Source organism: Actinoplanes sp. CA-015351 (assembly GCF_050955685.1).
Lineage (GTDB): Bacteria > Actinomycetota > Actinomycetes > Mycobacteriales > Micromonosporaceae > Actinoplanes.
This window is the reverse complement of the sequence record NZ_CP192102.1, coordinates 3,089,130-3,107,777: the sequence shown is the minus strand read 5'-3', so window position 1 is coordinate 3,107,777 and position 18,648 is coordinate 3,089,130. Positions and strand designations below refer to the sequence as shown.

At 69.9% G+C, this 18,648-nt stretch carries 14 protein-coding genes; 9 read left to right on the top strand and 5 right to left on the bottom strand.

Annotated elements, in window-relative coordinates; all coding sequences use genetic code 11:
• Positions 1 to 4 precede the first annotated feature (4 nt).
• From ACQP2E_RS13970 to ACQP2E_RS13955, 4 genes are all read left to right on the top strand, one after another.
• Positions 5 to 622: a DUF2510 domain-containing protein gene (locus ACQP2E_RS13970; protein ID WP_433831614.1), complete on the top strand. Its 618-nt coding sequence runs from the start codon at positions 5 to 7 to the stop codon at positions 620 to 622.
• Between the two features lie 776 nt (positions 623 to 1,398).
• Positions 1,399 to 1,887 carry a hypothetical protein gene (locus ACQP2E_RS13965; RefSeq protein WP_433831612.1) on the top strand — a complete coding sequence of 163 codons (489 nt, stop codon included), beginning with the start codon at positions 1,399 to 1,401 and terminating at the stop codon, positions 1,885 to 1,887.
• Between the two features lie 19 nt (positions 1,888 to 1,906).
• On the top strand, positions 1,907 to 2,656 hold the full coding sequence (locus tag ACQP2E_RS13960) for a class F sortase (RefSeq protein ID WP_433831610.1): 750 nt from the start codon (positions 1,907 to 1,909) through the stop codon (positions 2,654 to 2,656).
• A 203-nt stretch (positions 2,657 to 2,859) separates the two neighbouring features.
• Entirely contained in the window at positions 2,860 to 4,689 is a 1,830-nt protein-coding gene (locus tag ACQP2E_RS13955; RefSeq protein ID WP_433831608.1) for an adenylyl cyclase, read from the top strand.
• Here ACQP2E_RS13955 and ACQP2E_RS13950 read toward each other — a convergent pair.
• Positions 4,680 to 5,108, bottom strand: coding sequence for a universal stress protein (locus tag ACQP2E_RS13950; RefSeq protein ID WP_433831606.1), 429 nt, complete (start codon positions 5,106 to 5,108; stop codon positions 4,680 to 4,682). The two genes, ACQP2E_RS13955 and ACQP2E_RS13950, sit on opposite strands and share 10 nt — an antisense overlap.
• 106 nt (positions 5,109 to 5,214) lie before the next feature.
• Here ACQP2E_RS13950 and ACQP2E_RS13945 point away from each other — a divergent pair, with 106 nt between their 5' ends.
• The 3 genes from ACQP2E_RS13945 to ACQP2E_RS13935 all read left to right on the top strand — a co-directional run bounded on the left by ACQP2E_RS13945 (position 5,215) and on the right by ACQP2E_RS13935 (position 7,931).
• The gene (locus ACQP2E_RS13945) at positions 5,215 to 6,573 is read left to right on the top strand and encodes an APC family permease (protein ID WP_433831604.1); all 1,359 of its coding nucleotides are present in this window, start codon (positions 5,215 to 5,217) and stop codon (positions 6,571 to 6,573) included.
• Between the two features lie 92 nt (positions 6,574 to 6,665).
• On the top strand, positions 6,666 to 7,514 hold the full coding sequence (locus ACQP2E_RS13940; RefSeq protein ID WP_433831602.1) for a helix-hairpin-helix domain-containing protein: 849 nt from the start codon (positions 6,666 to 6,668) through the stop codon (positions 7,512 to 7,514).
• Between the two features lie 171 nt (positions 7,515 to 7,685).
• On the top strand, positions 7,686 to 7,931 hold the full coding sequence (locus ACQP2E_RS13935; RefSeq protein WP_433831600.1) for a hypothetical protein: 246 nt from the start codon (positions 7,686 to 7,688) through the stop codon (positions 7,929 to 7,931).
• Between the two features lie 131 nt (positions 7,932 to 8,062).
• Here ACQP2E_RS13935 and ACQP2E_RS13930 read toward each other — a convergent pair whose 3' ends face one another.
• The gene (locus ACQP2E_RS13930; RefSeq protein ID WP_433831598.1) at positions 8,063 to 8,998 is read right to left on the bottom strand and encodes a hypothetical protein; all 936 of its coding nucleotides are present in this window, start codon (positions 8,996 to 8,998) and stop codon (positions 8,063 to 8,065) included.
• A 628-nt stretch (positions 8,999 to 9,626) separates the two neighbouring features.
• Here ACQP2E_RS13930 and ACQP2E_RS13925 point away from each other — a divergent pair.
• The gene (locus tag ACQP2E_RS13925) at positions 9,627 to 14,012 is read left to right on the top strand and encodes a beta-propeller fold lactonase family protein (protein WP_433831596.1); all 4,386 of its coding nucleotides are present in this window, start codon (positions 9,627 to 9,629) and stop codon (positions 14,010 to 14,012) included.
• Positions 14,013 to 14,035: 23 nt separating this feature from the next.
• On the top strand, positions 14,036 to 15,403 hold the full coding sequence (locus tag ACQP2E_RS13920) for a transaminase (protein WP_433831594.1): 1,368 nt from the start codon (positions 14,036 to 14,038) through the stop codon (positions 15,401 to 15,403).
• Positions 15,404 to 15,567: 164 nt separating this feature from the next.
• Here ACQP2E_RS13920 and ACQP2E_RS13915 read toward each other — a convergent pair whose 3' ends face one another.
• From ACQP2E_RS13915 to ACQP2E_RS13905, 3 genes are all read right to left on the bottom strand, one after another.
• A complete protein-coding gene (locus ACQP2E_RS13915; RefSeq protein WP_433825281.1) occupies positions 15,568 to 16,890 on the bottom strand; it encodes a hypothetical protein in 1,323 nt (440 codons plus the stop codon).
• Between the two features lie 257 nt (positions 16,891 to 17,147).
• Positions 17,148 to 18,098: a hypothetical protein gene (locus ACQP2E_RS13910; RefSeq protein WP_433831592.1), complete on the bottom strand. Its 951-nt coding sequence runs from the start codon at positions 18,096 to 18,098 to the stop codon at positions 17,148 to 17,150.
• A gap of 2 nt (positions 18,099 to 18,100) precedes the next feature.
• Positions 18,101 to 18,601, bottom strand: coding sequence for a SigE family RNA polymerase sigma factor (locus tag ACQP2E_RS13905; protein WP_433831590.1), 501 nt, complete (start codon positions 18,599 to 18,601; stop codon positions 18,101 to 18,103).
• Positions 18,602 to 18,648 lie beyond the last annotated feature (47 nt).

The window sequence follows — 18,648 nt, the reverse complement described above, 5'->3', positions numbered from 1 at the left end:
GCCCATGACCAGCCCCGCGCCGCCCGCCGGATGGTATTCCGATCCGCACGGCCTGCCCGCCCTGCGCTGGTGGGACGGCCAGGAGTGGACCTCCCACATCCAGCCGGGTGCGAGCGCGACCCCACCGGTGACGCCGGCGGCCGCCCCCAGTGGCACCCCGGTCCCGGGCACCCACACGATCGGCCCGGAAGGCGGCCCTGTGCCGGATGGTGCCGGGATGAGCGGTCTGGAACTCACCGGCTGGGGGCCGGGTGACCGTCGAGCCCCGTCCATCACCGCGCCCTCGGTAGCGGCCCCGCAGGCGTTCGCGCCGCCCGGCGGCTATGCGATGCAGCCGGTCGATGCCGTGTCCGCGCAGCTCGGGTACACCACACCGGCCACGCCACAAGGGCCGCCACCGGTAGCCGACGACCACGCCGTCTCACCGAAGAACCGGGCCGTCGTCGTAGGCGCGATCAGCCTCGTGATCAACCCACTCCTGCTGTGCTCCATCTTCGCGATCGTGCTCGGCGTCCGAGGCCTGCCCGCCTCCCGCCCGACCGGAACACTGGCGATCAGCCTCGGCGCCACCGGCGTCCTCACCCACATCGGCCTCGTCCTGCTCCTGACCCACCTGCTCTGACCCCCGCCCCCGGCTAGCGCTCGCGGTCGCGGCACGCCCGATTTGTGGTGCCACGAGCGCCAGCCGCGCTCCGCACGGCCGGCCCTCAACGGATCTTGGGCGATCCCGCGCTGCCTGGCTCTCGCCTTGTGCGGGCCGGGCTGACCCCGATGCGGGCACACCTAAGGGTCCCGGCAGCGGCGATGAGGTCACACCGATTGCGTGTGTGGGCTCCTATCGCGGCCCTGGCGTAGGTGAAGTCGCACAGTGTCGTTCCGTGTGACCTCATCCACGCGAACCCCTCGTTGCGTGCGACCCCGTCACGCTGCCGGGCGGGGGCGGGACGCTGCCGGGCGGGGGCGGGACGCTGCCGGGCGGGGCGAGACGCTGCCGGGCGGGGCGAGACGCTGCCGGGCGGGGCGGGACGCTGCCGGGCGGGGCGAGACGCTGCCGGGGCCCACTCCCGATCTTGTGGACTTCCCCGAACCGTTTGCGGAGAACTCTACAAGATCGGACAACCGTCGTCGATCTTGTTGATTTGAGCGGCAGCGTGTTCGGGGAACTCGACAAGATCGAGAAAAGCCAGCCCGCCCACTGTCGATCCTGTCGAGTGGGCGGTCTGTCGGGAGTGGAAAGTGACCGATCACGGACATGGGGTCGCGCTCCGGGCGGTAGGTCACTAACGTGGCGCCCACCACTCTCCCACCCGGGATGTGCCGTTTCTCGACGAAAGGCACCTCGTGTCCTCAAGTCACGCGGCACCGGCGCGCCGCGGGCGCCGTGATCGGGCTATCGCGGTGGGCGTCGGGCTGCTTCTGGCGTTGCTGCTGCTCTTCGTCCTGCTCGCCACCTGTGACAACAACGGCGACAACAACGGGGACGACACCGCTGCGCCGGGCGCGTCCACCAGCGCCCCGGGACCGAGCGGTTACCCGAGCAACGGCAGCCCCGGCCCGGGAGACAACAGTGGCGGGCCGGGCGACACCAGCCCCGATCCCGGCGGAGTGAGCCCCGGCCCCGGCGGCGGAGGCGTCGACCCCAACCCCAGCGACGACACCGACAGCCCCGCACCGAGCACGGGCGCCGGAGACGGTGACGGTGACGGCACCGGAGGCGACGGCGACGACGACTCCACGACACCGCCGACCCCGAAGGGCGGCGTCGACGCCGGTGGCGGCAGCGGCGCCTCCGACCGGCGGGTCCCGTTCCTGGTGATGGGCACATTCTTGCTGCTGGCGGCGTTCGGCACGGCCACCTACTCGGTACGCCGCCGCCCCCGCACCTGACCACGACCCCCGGGACCCCATGCCGCGCATCCGAGACCGCCGCGCCGCCGCGCTCGCCGCCCTTCTCGCGGTGCTGGGAGCCGCCAGCACCGCGATGGGCCTGCGCACCGAAGCGACAGCCCTGCCACCCGTCGCTGTCACTGCCCAGCCGACAGCGACAGCGACACAGACAGCAGCAGCAGCAGCAGCAGCAGCAGCAGCAGCAGCGACACGGACAGCGACATCAGCACCCGCAGCAACCCCGTCGGAGGACAGCGAGCAGGACGACGCCCTGCCCGCGCCTCCTCCCACCACCGCGAAACCCGGCGGTCTGGCGCGCTCCGAGCCCACCCGCCTGGAAATCCCCGCGATCAAGCTCAACGCCCCGATCACCCCGGTCGGGCTGAACACCGACGGCACCCTCGAGGTCCCCCCGCTCAAGGCCTCCGCCCCAGCCGGCTGGTACCGCCACTCCCCCACCCCCGGCGAGCCCGGCGCGGCGGTGATCATCGGGCACGTGGACAGCGCCCGCGAAGGCCCGGCGGTCTTCTTCCGGCTCCGGGAGCTCACTCTCGGTGACACCATTTCGGTACGCCGGAAGAACGGCACCGTGGCAACCCTCGAGGTGTACCGGGTAGCCACCTACCCGAAGCACAAGTTCCCGACGGACGAGGTCTACGGCACCGTGAACCGTGCCGAGCTTCGCCTCATCACGTGCGGCGGCAGCTTCGACCGGAGCAAGCGGAGCTATCGCGACAACGTGGTCATCTACGCCGCGCCGCGAGATTGACGGTCGCCTGCTTCGTGCGTACCGAAGGAATTTGCTCTCCGGGAACGGTTGCGGAACCGGTTTCGGGGGCTTGAAGTTCCGGAACCTGGGTGTCTCGCCCCAGAGCACCCCGTTATGCCGGATCGATGCCCTTGACATCGAGGTTCGGGGATTGCTTCTGTGACCGGGATCATTGCGATCTTGTTACGGAAGGGAACCTCCGCATGACGCGAAGCCGCACCACCGCCGGAGCCGTCGCTCTCGGCCTCGTGCTCGCGGCCGCCGGCGCCTCGGCCGGCCCCGCCGCCGCCACGCCGTCCTCAGCCACGCCGAACCTCGGCCCGAACGTCACGATCTTCGACCCCAGCCAGCCGGTCAGTGAGATCCAGGCAACGCTGGACGCCACCTACGCCGCGCAGGTCAACAATGAAATGGGCACGCAGCGTTACGCGTACCTGTTCAAGCCCGGCACCTACGGGACCGCCGAGCAGCCGCTGCAGGTGAAGGTCGGTTACTACACCGAACTGACCGGCCTCGGTGCGAACCCCGACGACGTGGTGATCAACGGCAAGGTCGAGGTCTACAACCGCTGCCTGACCGCTGACAACTGCCTCGCGCTCGTCAACTTCTGGCGGACCGTCTCCAACCTGACCGTGAACATCAACGCGGCCGGGCAGGACGGCTGCCGGTCGTCGGCCAACTTCTGGGCGGTATCCCAGGCCACCTCGCTGCGCCGGACCCAGTTCACCGGCGGCGGACTGTCGCTGATGGACTACTGCACCGCCGGCCCGCAGTACGCCAGTGGCGGCTTCATCGCCGACTCCAAGCTTCCGGCCACCACGAACGGCTCGCAGCAGCAGTGGCTCACCCGCAACAGCGAGGTTGCCAGCTGGTCGAACGCGGTCTGGAACCAGGTCTTCGCCGGCGTGCAGGGCGCACCGGACGACGCGACGTTCCCGGACCCGCCGTACACCACCCTGGAGAAGACCCCGGTCAGCCGGGAGAAGCCGTACCTGTTCGTCGACGCTTCCGGTCGCTATCAGGTACGCGTGCCCGCCGCGCAGCGCAACACCAGCGGCGTCTCGTGGGGCGGACCGGGCCGGACGATCCCGCTGTCCGACTTCTACATCGCGAAGCCCGGTGACTCGGTCACCAAGATCAACCTGGCGCTGGCCCTCGGCAAGCACCTGCTGATCACCCCCGGCGTGTACGACATCGCGCGTTCGATCGAGGTCTGGCGTCCGAACACTGTCGTCCTCGGCCTCGGCCACGCCACGCTGACCGCGGTCAACGGCTCGGTGCCGCTGAACGTGGCATCGGTGCCCGGCGTGATCATCGCTGGCGTGACCATCGACGCCGGCACCAAGGAATCGCCGGTGCTGCTGCGGGTCGGCGCCAAGAATGCGCCCAGCCTGACCACCGCGTCCAACCCGACCACGCTGCAGGACGTCTACTTCCGGGTCGGCGGCCCGCACATCGGCAAGAGCAACATCGCGCTCGAAGTGAACAGCGACGACGTCCTCATCGACCACACCTGGGTGTGGCGTGGCGACCACGGCGTCGAGGGCTTCACCAACGGCGTGAACGGTGACACCGACCGGTGGAGCACCAACACCGGACGGTACGGCGCGGTCATCAACGGTGACGACGTCACCGCGACCGGCCTGTTCGTCGAGCACTTCCAGAAGTACAACACCGTCTGGAACGGCGAGCGCGGCACGACAGTGCTGTACCAGAACGAGCTGCCGTACGACCCGCCGACGCAGGCCGACTGGATGAACGGATCCACGAAGGGCTACGCCGGTTACAAGGTGGGTGCCAACGTCAAGACCCACACTCTGTACGGCGGAGGCGTTTACGTCTTCAACCAGAACAACCCGTCGATCGAGACCGAGAACGGGTTCGAGGTGCCGGACCGGCCCGGCGTCAAGCTGAACCACATCATGACCGTCAACCTCAGCGCCGGCGTCGTCAACCACGTGGTGAACGGGGTCGGCCCGGCCGCGGACATGACCAAGGTCGGTCAGCCGGTCTTCCTGGTCTCCTATCCCTGATCCGTCGCCTCTGACGGGTTCGCCGGGTGGGTGACCACCAGTACCGGACGGCCCGCCTTCTGGATCAGGCTCAGCGGCACGCTTCCGAGCAGCCGCTGAGCCACCAGGGGGCGGGCGCTGGAGCCGACGATGACCAGGTCGGCGGCCTGCTCCTCAGCGAAACGGATGATCTGATCGACCGGGCGGCCCGGCAGGACCGTACCCGTGGCATCGATGCCCACATCCGCGAGGCGCCGCACGGCGGCATCCTTCGCCCGCTCCGCGCGCTCGATGTAGACGCTGCGCGGCAGCGGCGCCAGATGTTCGACCTCCAGCTCGTCGACGGCCACCACGGCCACCGTGGCGCCGGTTTGCCTGACCAGATCGGCGGCCGCATCGGTCACCCAGGGCTGATCTACCTCAGGGTTGGCGGCGAGCACGATTCGCATGATGTCCTCCCAGGTTTCCCGTCACCCAAGGTACGGGTAACGTCACTGTTCCGCAGTGGTCCTCTCTTGTGGAGGGGCCTTTTCGGGGGAGGCTGTCGTGACCGAGACCGACGAGGAACAGCCCACACTCAATCGTGTCATCGGACCAGCACTGTTACTGCTCTTCGTCGTCGGCGACATCCTCGGGACCGGCGTCTACGCGCTGACCGGCAAGGTCGCCAACGAGGTCGGCGGCGCGGTGTGGCTGCCGTTCCTGGTGGCGTTCGTGGTCGCGCTGCTGACCGCGTTCAGCTATCTGGAGCTGGTCACCAAATATCCCCGGGCGGCCGGTGCGGCGCTGTACACACACAAGGCGTTCGGCATCCACTTCCTGACGTTCATGGTCACGTTCGCCGTGATGTGTTCCGGTCTGACCTCGGCGTCCAGCGCGTCCAAGGCGTTCGCCGGGAACTTCGCCGAGGCGTTCGACCTGTCCATCGCGGACGGATTCGCCCTCACCGCGATCGCGCTCGGGTTCATCGTGCTGGTCGCGCTCGTCAACTTCCGCGGCGTCGGCGAGAGCGTCAAGGCGAACGTGGTGCTCACCTGCGTCGAGCTCACCGGCCTGCTGATCGTCATCGGGATCGGCGCGTGGGCGCTCGGCGGCGGCAACGGCGATCTGTCCCGGCTCACCGAGTTCAACACCCCGCCCGGCGAGAGCATCGTCCTCTCGGTCACCGCGGGAACCGCGCTCGCCTTCTTCGCCATGGTCGGCTTCGAGGACTCGGTCAACATGGCCGAGGAAACCCGCGATCCGGTACGCATCTTCCCGAAAGTCATGCTCACCGGGCTCTGCATCACCGGGCTGATCTACGTGCTGGTGGCGATCTCGGCGGTCGCACTGGTGTCCCCGGCCGACCTCGGTGAAGGTGACACCCCGCTGCTCAAGGTGGTCTCGGCCGGCGCGCCCGGGTTCCCCCTCTCGATCTTCGCCTTCATCACGATGTTCGCGGTGGCCAACAGCGCCCTGATCAACATGATGATGGCGAGCAGGCTTCTGTACGGCATGGCCAACGAGAAGGTGCTGCCGTCTGTTCTCGGGCGGGTGCACCGCAAACGCCGTACCCCATGGGTGGGAATTGTCTTCACGACCGTCATCGCTTTCGGACTGATCTGGTTCGCCGACCTCACCGCCCTCGGCGGCACCACCGCGCTGCTGCTGCTCTGCGTCTTCACCGTGGTGAACGTGGCGGTCCTGGTGCTGCGGCGCGACCCCGTGGAGCACCAGCACTTCAAGGCGCCGACCGTGATCCCGATCATCGGAGCGCTCGCCTGCGCGTTCCTGGCAAGCCCGTTCTCCGGGCGGGCGACAGCTGATTACCGGGTGGCCGGGGTGCTGCTGCTCATCGGTGTGGTGCTGTGGGCAGCGACGTACGCCGCGAACCGGTTCGTTCCGGGCGTGATCACCCGGCGCTGATTCAGCTAGACACCCTCGTCATGGCCGGTTTATGGGATGTGGAAAGCTGCCCGCTACCACATGCACCCCCATCTCCTGTCCGGAGGCCCGATATGGCATCATTCCTCTACTTTGTTGCCGGGCTCGTGATCGGCGCTATAGCCGGCTGGCTGGTCAAGGGACGCCTCGGCGCCGCCAAGCCCGCGCCCGCCGAGTCCGCTGAGCCCGCCCCCGCCGCTGTTGTCACACCGGCCGCTGCCGCCGAGCCGGTCGCTGAGCCCGCCGCTGCCGCCGAGCCGGCCGCTGAGCCTGCCGTCGAGTCCAAGTCGGACGATGAGGTGGCCGAGCCGGTCGCCGCCACGCCGGTTGCCGCCGAGCCCGTTATCGAGCCCGAGCCGGTCATCGCGCCCGAGCCCGTCGCCACGCCGGTTGCCGCCGAGCCCGTTGCCGCGCCCGAGCCGGTTGCCGCGCCCGAGCCGGTTGCCGCCGCCGAGCCGGTCATCGCGCCCGAGCCGGTCATCGCGCCCGAGCCCATCGCCGCGCCCGAGCCCATCGCCGCGCCCGAGCCCGTCGCTGCCGCTGAGCCGGTTGTCGCCGTGCCTGCTGTTGTCGAGCCGGTTGTTGTCGACGCGCCCGCCGAGCGCGTTGCCGCCGGTGAGTCCTTTGCCGACCTGGAACCGGTTGCCGACGAGGAGCCGGAGGCCGCGCCTCTCACCAGCGCGGAGATCGCCGCCGCGATCCCGGCCGACGTTCCGGAGCCCGACGACCTGACCAAGATCGCCGGCATCGGCCCGAAGATGGCGATGGCGCTCGCCGCCGCCGGCATCACCACGTACGCCAAGCTGGCCGACTCCGACGTCGCCACGCTGAAGCAGGCCGTCACCGCCGCCGGCATGCGCCTCGCGCCGACTCTCTCCAGCTGGCCGGAGAAGGCCCGCGACCTGGCCGCCGTCAACAACTGACCCAGCCTGGGCCGGGATCCGGTACCCCGCGTACCGAATCCCGGCCGTCAGTGACAGCAACCGCCCAGGTTGCACAGGTGTTGCATAGGTCACTGGCAAAAGTTGCAGCTCAGGAGCGACGCGGACGATGTTTGGGGCCGTCAGGAACGGCACAACCCCCGAGGAGTCCCGATGTACATCAGCGCCGCCACCACCGCCGCCTCCTGGAGCAGCGCCGCCGCCTGGAGCCGCCTCCAGACCAGCCGCACCAAGCTCGCCGAGTCGATCAGCTCAGGCGACGTAGCCCCCGGCGCCGTGACCGCCATCCGCGCCAACATCGAGAACGCGGCGGCCCAGGTCTCCCGCATCGAAGCCGCCCGAGCCAGCGACGTAGCCCGGATCCGAGCCGCCCACCAGGTCTTCGACCTCTACGTCTGACCGTTCCCGATCAGTTGCAGCCCGCACCAGCGAGCACCTGACCCACCCGGGCCCAGCAACCGCTCAATCGTGCCAGCCGCTCAATCGTGCCAGCCGCTCAACCGTGCCAGCCGCTCAACCGTGCCAGCCGCTCAATCGTGCCAGCCGGCGGCCTCCAGCGCCGCCCACAGCTGGCCGACCACCACATCCGGCCGCGACCGGATCAGGCTCGCCGGGAACCGCAGGATCCGATCCCCCTCGATCCACACCTGGTTCTGCCGCACCATGTCCTCGGCCCATTGGCGTGCCTCGATGTGATGCGAGCCGTCCACCTCGACATGCAACCGCCATCGCGACCAGTAGGCGTCGAGATAACGCAGCCGGCCGGAATCGTCCCGCCTCCGCTTCTGACGATCCGGCAGCGGAAGCCCAGCCCGCCGGCACAGGACCGCGAAGTCGATTTCCGAAAGCGCCTGCGCGCCACCAGCGACGTCGAGCACTGTCCGCTCGATCATCGCGAACCGCGGCAGCCGCCTGCGCACATCGAGCACCTCGAACACGTCTTCGGCCAGCACCCGTCGCTGCTGAAACGTGACCGCGATGATCGTCCGCGCGGCGTCCTGGCTGGGCGCCCACGCCGCCGCGTCCACCATCGCTCGCGACACGGTCATCCGCGACGGGCTGCCGGCTTTCCAATGCTCTTCCGGAAAGCACCGGGTACGCGTCACCCGTACCCCTGGCATGTCCTCAGGCATGGCCGGCAGTCGGAGACTCCTGCTTCGTCGGGCCGGCACCACGATCCGCAACGGCCCTTCCTGCAGCCCGCGTACGCCGGCCTCGGTCAGCGCCGTCACTCCGCCGAGCACCGCGCAGGGCCCGGCTGTCAGTACCGCCACCCACACCTGCTGCCGCCGTTCAAGCCGCCCGTTGGTGGTAGTGACGATGCCCCGGCACACCCGCCGCCACCGGCCGGAACGCAGATGCCCGCGCACGACGGCCCGGCCGAGCAGGGCGACAGCCTGAGCAGTGGTCAGCACACCGGACTGCACGAAGCAAAGTTCGGCGAAGTCGTCGAGATCCCCGGTCATCGGGCCACGCTGACAGCTCCCGAAGATCATCCGCCGAGCCCCTGTGGACAACGCCAAACTGTGGATAACGCCCCTACCGTCCTCCATTCAACACACCCGGCCGGCCCGGGCCCGCTGTGTCGAACTGAGGCTCGATCCGCACCCCAACTCAACACGCGAGCAGGACGGCGCGGCATCGGACGGCGCGGCATCGGACGGCGCGGCATCGGACGGCGCGGCAGCAGCAGCAGCAGCGGCGGCGGCAACGGCAGCGGCAGCGGCAGCGGCAACGGCAACGGCAACGGCAGCGGTCGGCTTTCGACCGTCGGCTGGGGCCGCTTTGACCGGGGACGGACACGGGTGGGCTTTGGGCGTACCCCCGCAATTGGCGCAAAGCGCCGGCTGCGCTCTCAGAGTGACAAATATCCGTCAGCGTGCCAGATCCACTGAATCCAGTGAATTCCCCACCGTCTTCCGGCCTTCCGATCATGGAGCGCCCGCAGCAACATCATCGCAGGTAGATCGCTATGGCGGCGGCACGCGGAACCCCGAGATCAACAACGCTCCGTCCTCGGACGATGGCGGTTCGTAATCATCGAGGGGTTTCGTGGCAGGCTTCGGCATCGCACCATGGATGAAGGGTGATGCGATGAGCGGGCGACGACTGGCAGTAGTGGTGACGGTCGAGCACCAGGATGATCCTGTTCTGAGCAGGTTCTCGGTGCCGACCGCCGATGTTCCTGTGCTCTCCGACGCGTTGAGCGACGGTGGGCTCGGCGGGTTCGACGTGGCGTTTCTGCATGACGCCGGGTCCGCTGAGGTGCGCGCACGGATCACCGCGCTGTTCGAGGGACGCGACCAAGACGATCTTGTGTTGCTCTACTTCCGAGGGATCATGCTGACCGGGCCGGGCGGCGGGCTCTATCTGGCCGGGTCGGACACCGCGATGGCACGACCGGCCGACACCGCCGTCGATGTCTCGCAGATCGCCGCGATGATGCAGCGCAGCCGTGCCGGGCAGGCCGTGGTGCTGCTCGACGGGCGTACCGGTGGCCCGGTCGACGCCGGCCACCACTTCCGGGCGGCGCGGACGGCCGAGTGGCAGAGCCGCGTCGTGATCGCGGCAACCGCACGTCCGGAGCCTCCTACGTTCGCCGGGATGATCGCCGACGGCATCCGCAACGGCGGCGCCGACCGTGACCGCGACGGGTTCGTCGGCATCGGCGAACTCCACGACCACCTGCGCGAACGCGACCCGAGCGTGCGTCAGTGGGTCTTCGGTTCGGGACGCCAGCCATACGTGTCCCGCATCCGCCGTCCCGGCAGTGACCAGATGACGATGATCGCCCAGCTCGCCGTCGCGGCGGCCGGCGCCGATCTCACCCGCGCCGTCGAAGCCCGCGAGACCCTGCGACGCATGGCCACCGGTGAGGGCCGGGTCGCTGCCGCGGCTACCGCCGCTTTACGACGCACTTCGGTACGCCTGACCGAACCCGCCCTGGACTTCGGAAGAGTGCCGCCCGGGACTCGACAGCTCGCAGCGGGGGTCCCGGTGCAAGGCCCGCCGCTGACCGTGGCGTCCGCGGTCACGAGTTCGGTCGAGGGTCTGCACGCCCGGCTGGAGGGCAGCGTTCTCAAGGTTTCCTGGTTCCCGACGGCAGGCCGCCTCGACGGGGTTGTCACGGTCGAGGGCCCGGCCGGCGCGGCAAGGCTCGTTGTCACCGGCGAGGTCTCGGAAGAGCTGGAGGCCACCGGCGAGTTCCGCCCGACACCCGGTGTCAACGGCGCGCGCCCTGCCACCGAGCTACCGGTGGGCCCGGCGGCAGGTTGGCAGCACGCACTGGCGGCGCCCGCTCCGGCTGCTCCGGCTCCTGCTCCGGCTCCTGCTCCGGCCGTCGCTGGTCCCCCGGCACAGGCCAGGCCACCGATCGCGTTGCCGGCAGCCCCGGTCTCAGCGACGCCGGTTCCTGCCTCGCCGGCCACACCGATCTCAGCCGCACCGGTTTCTGCCTCGCCGGCCACACCGGTCTCAGCGGCCCCGTCAACTCCGGTCTCGGCTGCGCCGTCAGTGTCGCTTCCGGTAGACGCCCGTTCGGAGAGGCCTACGAGCGGCGCACCCGCTGCTTCCGAGGCCCAACCGCCCGCGGTAATTCCCGGGCTGAGGCCGGCTTCACCCACCAGCGGCGCCCCGGCCGCCTGGGGCGCACCCTCCACCGCACCATCCACTGCACCCCCGACCGCGCAATCCGCCGCACCCGCAAGCGGCCCGCCGGCCTCACCCGTGAGCGGCCCGCCGACCGCACCCACGAGCAGCGCGGCCGAACCACCCGCCCCGCTCATTCCCAGCGCACGACCCGCCTCACCCACGAGCGGCGCACCGATCCCCGAACCCCGTTCGGCCTCACCGGCCAGTGGCGCTCCCTACAGCACTGAACCTCCCTCCACCGGTGGCTGGCCGAGCGCAACAGGTGGCGGATTCGGCTGGGGCGGGCGGCCACCGCAACCCCGCGGCCCGGTTCCGGCCGCGTCCGGGTCAGGCGAGCCCTTGGGTACGCCCACCGCAGACGAGTCACCGGCCGTAGCGTGGACGGAGGCGCCCGTCAGTGGTGCGCCCGCGCCCGGGGCGGCGCCGACGTCGGGCATCCCGGCGAACGGCGGCAGTTCCCCTGCTGGAACGCCCGAGGCGGATCAGGGAACTTCGGCGAACGGCGGGCCGGTGCCTGGACCACGACGGGAGCAGAGCGTCACCGGCTGGCCCACGCCCCCAACCCCCGACACCGGCCAAAGCCACCCGGCACCCGACGATCCGCCAGAACCATCCACCGAAGCCCCCGAAACAACGGGGCATGCCGAAACAACGGGGCATGCCGAAGAACCACCGGACAACCCGTCCGACGCCGTGCCTGGGCCCCCGGCCGACGCAGTGCCGGAGCCCCCGGCCGTAGCAGCCGACCACGCCCCGAACGGCACCACACCGCCAGCCGAAGAAGCGGAAGCGGCAACCGAAGCCGAACCGGATCCGGCCGACCCGCAGCAGGACGACTCCACTCCGAGCGGCTACCAGGGGTGGAGCGCCGCCGGCTCCTGGCCGACCGCGTCGGTGGCCGGTGCGGCATGGCTACGCACCCAGCCGCAGACGACCGAACCTCCCGAACCCACAGCTCCCGAACCCACAGCTCCCACACCCGCCACTCCCGAAGCGCCGGCCCCCACCCACCCGTGGCCCGGCCCGAGCCACCACGGCGTAGCCGGCGACCCGTGGCTGACACCCCCGGCGCGTACCAACTCGCACCCGGACGCCGACGTCACCGATCCGCTACCGACGCGTCCCGCTCCCGCCAGTCCGCAGGCCCGCTCCTGGCCGGCCGCGGCGGCCACGGCCACCCCCACCACAGGCTGGCCCGGCGGCGGCCCCGGCTCCGACGACCCGTGGGCAGGCGCAGGCCCCCGAGCGGGCGCGGTCCCCCAAGCAGGCGCGGGCCCTCAAGCAGGCGCGGAGCCACCGGCCGCCCACGAGGGCAACGCTGCCGAGCAGCAAGCCGCCACACCCACGTCTGGCGTACCCACCCCGTGGCCCGCCACGCCCACCTCCGGCGCCCCAGCAACCCCACACCTCGCAGCCGCGGACCCCTGGGGAACCCCCGGCGCCGCGAACACCCAACCCCCCGGCGCCGCGAACACCCAACCCCCCGGCGCCGCGAACACCCAACCCCCCGCCGACCCGTGGACCCAGCCCGTCCCCGCGGACCCGTGGGGCCAGCCCACCGCCCGCGTCTCCACCTGGCCCGCCTCCCCGGCCACCCCCGGCTGGCAGTCCACCCCGGAATGGCAGGCCAGCCCGGCTGCCCCCTACCCCGCCACCGTCCGCGGCACGGCCCAGCTCGGCTCCCCGCCGCCGGCCACCCCGTACCACGAGGAAAAACCGCACCGCAGGGCCGGCAAGGTCCTGGTGATTCTCCTGGCGGTGGCCGTCCTCGCGGCCGGCAGTTACCTGGGCGTGCGCCTGCTGAGGCCGGGAACCACCGACAACACCGCGACGCCCACTCCTCAGGGGCAACAGCAGCAGAGCACACCGCCGGAGACCACCGGCCCGGCGACCGAGCCGCCCGCCGCCGCCGAGATTCCGGTGTCGCTGACGAAGCCCGTCGTCGTGGACCGGTTCAAGCTGGGCCAGGAGCCCGAGGGTGTCGTCGTCTCCCCGGACAACAAGGTCGTCTACGTGGCGGACCAGAACTCCAAGGACGTCCACTTCATCGAGCTCGCCACTCGCAAGATCACCAAGGTGTCGGTGCCGAATACGCCCCGGTTCATCGCGATCTCGCAGGACGGCAGCCGGGTCTACGCCTCGATGTTCGAGAACGATTTCACCGGCAACGGCCTGGCCGTGATCGACACGAGGACCGCGAAACTCGTGAAGGCGATCCGGACCGGCCCGCGCCCGTTCGAGCCGGCGGTCGGCCCGGACGGTGACGTGTGGGTGCCGATCCACAACGGCGCGCGGGTGGAGATCTACGACGACGAGTCGCTGACCGAATCCAGTCGCATCTCGGTGCCACCGAACCCGCACTGGGTGACGTTCTCACCGGACGGCAGTGTTGCCTACACAGCAAACCACGAGTCGAGCCAGATCTCCGTGGTGAACACCGCGGACCGGATCGTGCGGCGCAACATCAAGGTGGGCCGGTCGCCGCACGCGATCGCACTGACGCCGGACGGCAAGAAGCTGATCGTCACGAACTACGACCTGGACAAGGTGCAGGTCTTCGACACCACGACGTTGCAGCAGATCAAGCAGATCAGCGTGGGCAAGGAGCCACAGGCGGTGATGACGTCGACGGACGGCAAGCACGCGTACATCGTGAACGAGGGCTCCGACAACCTGTCGGTGATCGATCTGGATGACCTGAAGGTGGTGTCGACGGTCAAGGTCGGCGACAGCCCCCGGGTCGTGGCGCTCTCGCCGGACGGTCTGCGGCTCTACGTGACGGACGGCCGCAGCCGTACGGTTACCGTTCTCAGAACCACCGAGGAGTGACGATTCCCTGGTAACGTCGCGCCATGTCGACGGATTCCGGTATCGATCGCGCCCGCCTCCACAAGCTCGCCGAGCGTGAGCGGTCCCGTTTCACCGACCGCCATCCGGGTTCGGCGAGGGCGTACGGCAAGGCCGATCACCTCTTCGGACGCGTACCCATGACCTGGATGAACAAGACGGCCGCGGGTTTCCCGATCTATCTGGCGACGGCTCGCGGAAACCGCATCACCGACGTCGACGGCAACGAGTTCATCGACTTCGCGCTCGGTGACACGGGCGCGATGGCCGGTCACTCCCCGGATCCGGTCACCACCGCCGTGACCAGGCGGATCACCGAGCTCGGCGGTCTGAGCACGATGCTGCCGACCGAGGACGCCGCGTTCGCGGGCGCCGAGCTGGCCCGCCGGTTCGGCCTGCCGGCGTGGAGTTTCGCGCTGACCGCCACCGATGCGAATCGTTGGGCGATCCGGCTGTTGCGCGCGGTCACCGGCCGGTCCAAGATCCTGGTGAACAGCTATTGCTATCACGGCTCGGTCGACGAGTCGCTGATCGTTGTCGGTCCCGACGGCGAGGGTGTGAGCCGCGAGGGCAACGTCGGCGCGCCGGTGGACGTGACCGAGACGAGCCGGGTCGCCGAGTTCAACGACCTCGCGGGCCTGGAACGTCAGCTCGCCCACGGTGACGTGGCGGCCGTGCTGATGGAACCGGCGCTGACCAATATCGGCATCGTGCTGCCCGAGGACGGCTACCTCGCAGGTGTCCGCGAGCTGACCCGCACGTACGGCACCTACCTGATCAACGACGAGACGCACACGTTCTCGGCCGGTCCGGGCGGCGCGACCGCGTTCTGGGACCTGCGTCCGGACGTCGTGACGATCGGCAAGGCGATCGGCGGCGGCGTGCCGGTCGGTGCCTACGGCCTGTCGGCGGAGCTCGCGGACGCGCTCACCGGCCGCAGCGACCTCGACCTGATCGACATGGGCGGCGTCGGCGGGACCCTGGCAGGCAACCCGGTGTCGATGGCCGCGACCCGCGCCACCCTGGAACACGTCCTCACCGAGACCGCTTTCGATCACATGATCGGTACGGCGTCGGCTTTCGCCGACGGCATCCAGAAGATCATTGACGGGTACGCCTTGCCGTGGTCGGTCAGCCGTCTGGGCGCCCGCGTCGAATACCGGTTCGCCAACCCGGCGCCACGCAACGGCACCGAGTCGGCGGGCAGCGCGGACGCCGAGCTGGAAGACTTCCTGCACGTCTACCTGGCGAACCGCGGCGTACTGCTGACCCCGTTCCACAACATGGCCCTGATGTGCCCGACGACCTCACTCGCCGACGTCTCCCGCCACCACGAGATCTTCGACGCGGCCCTCAAGGAGCTGACCGCCTAGCCCCGCCACGGCCCTGCCGGCGCCTCGACCCTGCCGGCGCCTCGACCCTGCCGGCGCCTCGGTCCTGCCGGCGCCTCGGTCCGGCCGGCACCTCGGCCCGGCCGCGATCTTGAGCGACTTTCAACCCCCTGGAGTCTTCTTCTTGGTTTGTTGGGATGTGGTTGTCAAGTTTTAGTTCGGGTGGTTTTCCGGAGGTATTTGGTGGCGTTGTAGGCGGTGGTGATGGCGATGACTTCGGTGTGGGCGGCGTCGCCGCGGGAGTGTAGGCGCCGGTCGGTGCGGAGCAGGTGCGCGAAGACGGGTTCGATCATCGGGCTGCGGCGGGTGTAGAGCTGCTGGTCGGTGTCGCTGTCTTTGCTGGTCACGCCAGTTAGTGGGATGCCGGTGATGGTCGCGGGTACTGCGGGGGCGAGGAAAGCGCCGTCGGCGAGGTGGTGGCCGAAGGGCTCGATGATCCCGGCTTGGCGGCAGGTGCCGGCAGCGGCGGTGAGGTTGGGCAGCAGCCCGTGGGCGTCGTTGCCGTGTTGCGACAGCAGCCCGGCGATGATGAACTGTCCGCTGATCACGGTGATGGTCAGTAGCCAGCCGAGAATCCAGGCGGGTGTGTTCGCTTTGCCTTTCAGGATCCGGGCGGACCGGTCGGTGAGGTTGGCCCGGGCGGCCGGGCCGTCGCGAGCGGTACCGGAGCCGGCCTGGGCTTGAGTGAGCCGGCTCCGAGCCCGGGCCAGAGCCTGCTGCTTGCCGCGGATACGGATGTGCTGCTCGGGCAGACACGGCGGCCCGCCGCGCGGCGGCTGCCCGGCGGCGGCTCGCGCTTGATAGGTGTCGTACTTGTCCTGCTGGCGGCGGGTCATCTCGGCCAGTTCAGCGGTATGCCGATCGACGCGGGCCTGCCAACGGGTGATCTGCTCGTCATGTCGTGCGGCCGCCGGCCGTCCGCGTTCGCGGGCCTCGGCCTCGGCCTGTTCCAGACGCCGTAACCGGACCAGCAGCAACTGCTCCGCGCGGATCATCTCTGCGTAGCCGTGCTCGAGGAACCTCGCCAGATCAGGATCGTCGAGCATGTCCTGACGGCGTTGCTGCAACCCGGCCAGCTCACGACGCGCCGCGTCGATACGGGTAGTGATCAGCGGGGCCGTCATCGTCTTCGACAACGCGGCCGGCGCGATCACCGGAGTGCTATCCGTCGCGGTCACCGATACATCGACCAGTCCCGCCTGACCAGAGACCCTGATCAGCGAGTCCGCGACCGTCTGCCAGCCCCGGCGATGACCTTGCACGAACCGGCGCAGACACGCCGCCGACGGCACCTGCTCGCGCTGCCACACCACCCGCAACGACGCTTGTTCCCGACACGCCCGGGCCATGTCCTGCGGACTACGCCACTGCCGGCGGTAACACCACCACACCGTGACCAGCATCAACCGCGGGTCATACGGCAACCCGCCCACCCCATCAGCCCGGTAATCCTGCTCGAACCCCGACATGTCAACACGCTGCGCCAACGCGAGAAACCGGAAGATCTCCGGATCCGCCCACCCCCGCACCTGCTCAGACACCGGCTGCTCAGGCCCACGAAAACGACGTCCCATACCTGCCGCTCTACGCCCTCACACCCACCACTTCCCACCCCACCACCCCAACGAGGGACCCGAAACCACCCCAACAAGGCATCGACAACAACCCCACCAGCCCTCAAGAAGAAGACTCCCTGCGGTAGACAATCGCTCAAGATCTGCGCAGGTCAGCCCGCCCAGGACAGGTCGGGGGCCGTCGCGTTCACCGAGGCCAGGATCGCCGTCGTCTGGTCGTCGGTCAGCGGCACGCCGCCACCGATCGCGTCCGGCGCCTCCTCCGGCAGATAGACGGTGAGGCCGTTGCGCGTGACGGCCTTGAACGGCTCCCCGCTCTCCGGCGGCGACGTCGACAGCGTGTAGGCGCTCCGGCCGTCCGACGACGTGAAGATCAGCGACTGTGCCCCGCCGCCGCTCGTCGGATACACCTCGAACAGCGCGGTCCCGTGGTCGTACCCGGGCGGCGTGACCGGCGACGTCATCGTGACCAGAGCGGTCGCGGTCGTGGCGGCGACCGACCTCGCGACCCGTAGCGCGATCACGGCATCGTCCCCGGTTCCATAGACAGAAACGGTCATCCACGGCCCACCCTCGGGCTGCCACTGCACGAACGCCGTGTCAGTCACCCACGTCGTGCCGTCCGCCGAGCCGATCGTCACCGGCGCGCCGGTCTCCCCCTCGGCGATCCGCTCGCCGATGCTGAACGTGACGCTGCCTTCCGGCACCTGAACCGAGTACGGCGAGCCCTCCGGATACCACGACCGTGTCCCGCCGAACGCCTCCGAGTTCAGAGTCTCGAACCGCACCGCCCGGTATCGCTCGGCCACCCCGTCCGGCAGCCACGCCGGCGCGTACATCAGTGACACCGCACGCACCCGCACCGGCGCAACCTCCGGAGGCGCGGGCGAAAACCCTGGTGGCGCGGGCTCACCGATCCGCTCACCCAGCGCCAGGGGTACGCCCACAGCGGCGGCAACCGTGGCAAATCCGGCGCCGGCCAGCAACAACCGCCGCTGCCGATGCACCCTGGCCCGGGCGTCAATCCGGGCCCGCACTCGTTCCGGCGAGACCGCCGTGGCGGCGATCGCGTCGAAAGCATCCTTGATCGTCTGATCGTTCACGGTCAGCCTCCGATCCGGGCGGTGTCCTGGGGAAAGTTCGCACGCAGACTCGCCAGCGCACGTGAGGTGTGACTGCGTACCGTGGCCGGTCGGCAACCGAGCAGGCCGGCGATCTCGTGGTCGCTCAGCCCTTCGTAGAACCGCAGCGCGATCACGATGCGCTGCTTCACCGGGAGCCGGGCGATCCGCCGGATCATGGCGTCGCGTTCACCGAGTTCGGCCTGCCGATCGCTGTCCGGCGCGGTGACGGTCTCCAGCGCCTCGTGCGACAGCGGCACCACCCGGGAAGCCCGGCGCCGCCGCCACGACGCCAGCTCGTTGATGATCATGCGCTTCACGTACGCCTCGGGCACGTCGGCCGTGGCGATCCGCTCCCAGCGTGGCTGCGCCCGGGCCAGGACCTCCTGGACGATGTCCTCGGCCAGGTGCGGGTCGCAGGCCAGTACGGTGGCGTACCGCAGCAGCGCCGCCAGCCGTGCCGCCAGAAAGTCCTCGAATGTCACAGGCGTTCCCCCTTCCGCCCCTCGTGACGCGTTCGCCGGCAGGAAGT

What these genes read in the sequence shown, in the direction of transcription:
- ACQP2E_RS13960 (WP_433831610.1), top strand. Translation starts at nt 1,907, where the DNA reads ATGCCGCGCATCCGAGACCGCCGCGCCGCCGCGCTCGCCGCCCTTCTC.
- ACQP2E_RS13935 (WP_433831600.1), top strand. Translation starts at nt 7,686, where the DNA reads ATGTACATCAGCGCCGCCACCACCGCCGCCTCCTGGAGCAGCGCCGCC.
- ACQP2E_RS13920 (WP_433831594.1), top strand. Translation starts at nt 14,036, where the DNA reads ATGTCGACGGATTCCGGTATCGATCGCGCCCGCCTCCACAAGCTCGCC.
- ACQP2E_RS13930 (WP_433831598.1), bottom strand. Translation starts at nt 8,998, where the DNA reads ATGACCGGGGATCTCGACGACTTCGCCGAACTTTGCTTCGTGCAGTCC.
- ACQP2E_RS13925 (WP_433831596.1), top strand. Translation starts at nt 9,627, where the DNA reads ATGAGCGGGCGACGACTGGCAGTAGTGGTGACGGTCGAGCACCAGGAT.
- ACQP2E_RS13955 (WP_433831608.1), top strand. Translation starts at nt 2,860, where the DNA reads ATGACGCGAAGCCGCACCACCGCCGGAGCCGTCGCTCTCGGCCTCGTG.
- ACQP2E_RS13915 (WP_433825281.1), bottom strand. Translation starts at nt 16,890, where the DNA reads ATGTCGGGGTTCGAGCAGGATTACCGGGCTGATGGGGTGGGCGGGTTG.
- ACQP2E_RS13970 (WP_433831614.1), top strand. Translation starts at nt 5, where the DNA reads ATGACCAGCCCCGCGCCGCCCGCCGGATGGTATTCCGATCCGCACGGC.
- ACQP2E_RS13940 (WP_433831602.1), top strand. Translation starts at nt 6,666, where the DNA reads ATGGCATCATTCCTCTACTTTGTTGCCGGGCTCGTGATCGGCGCTATA.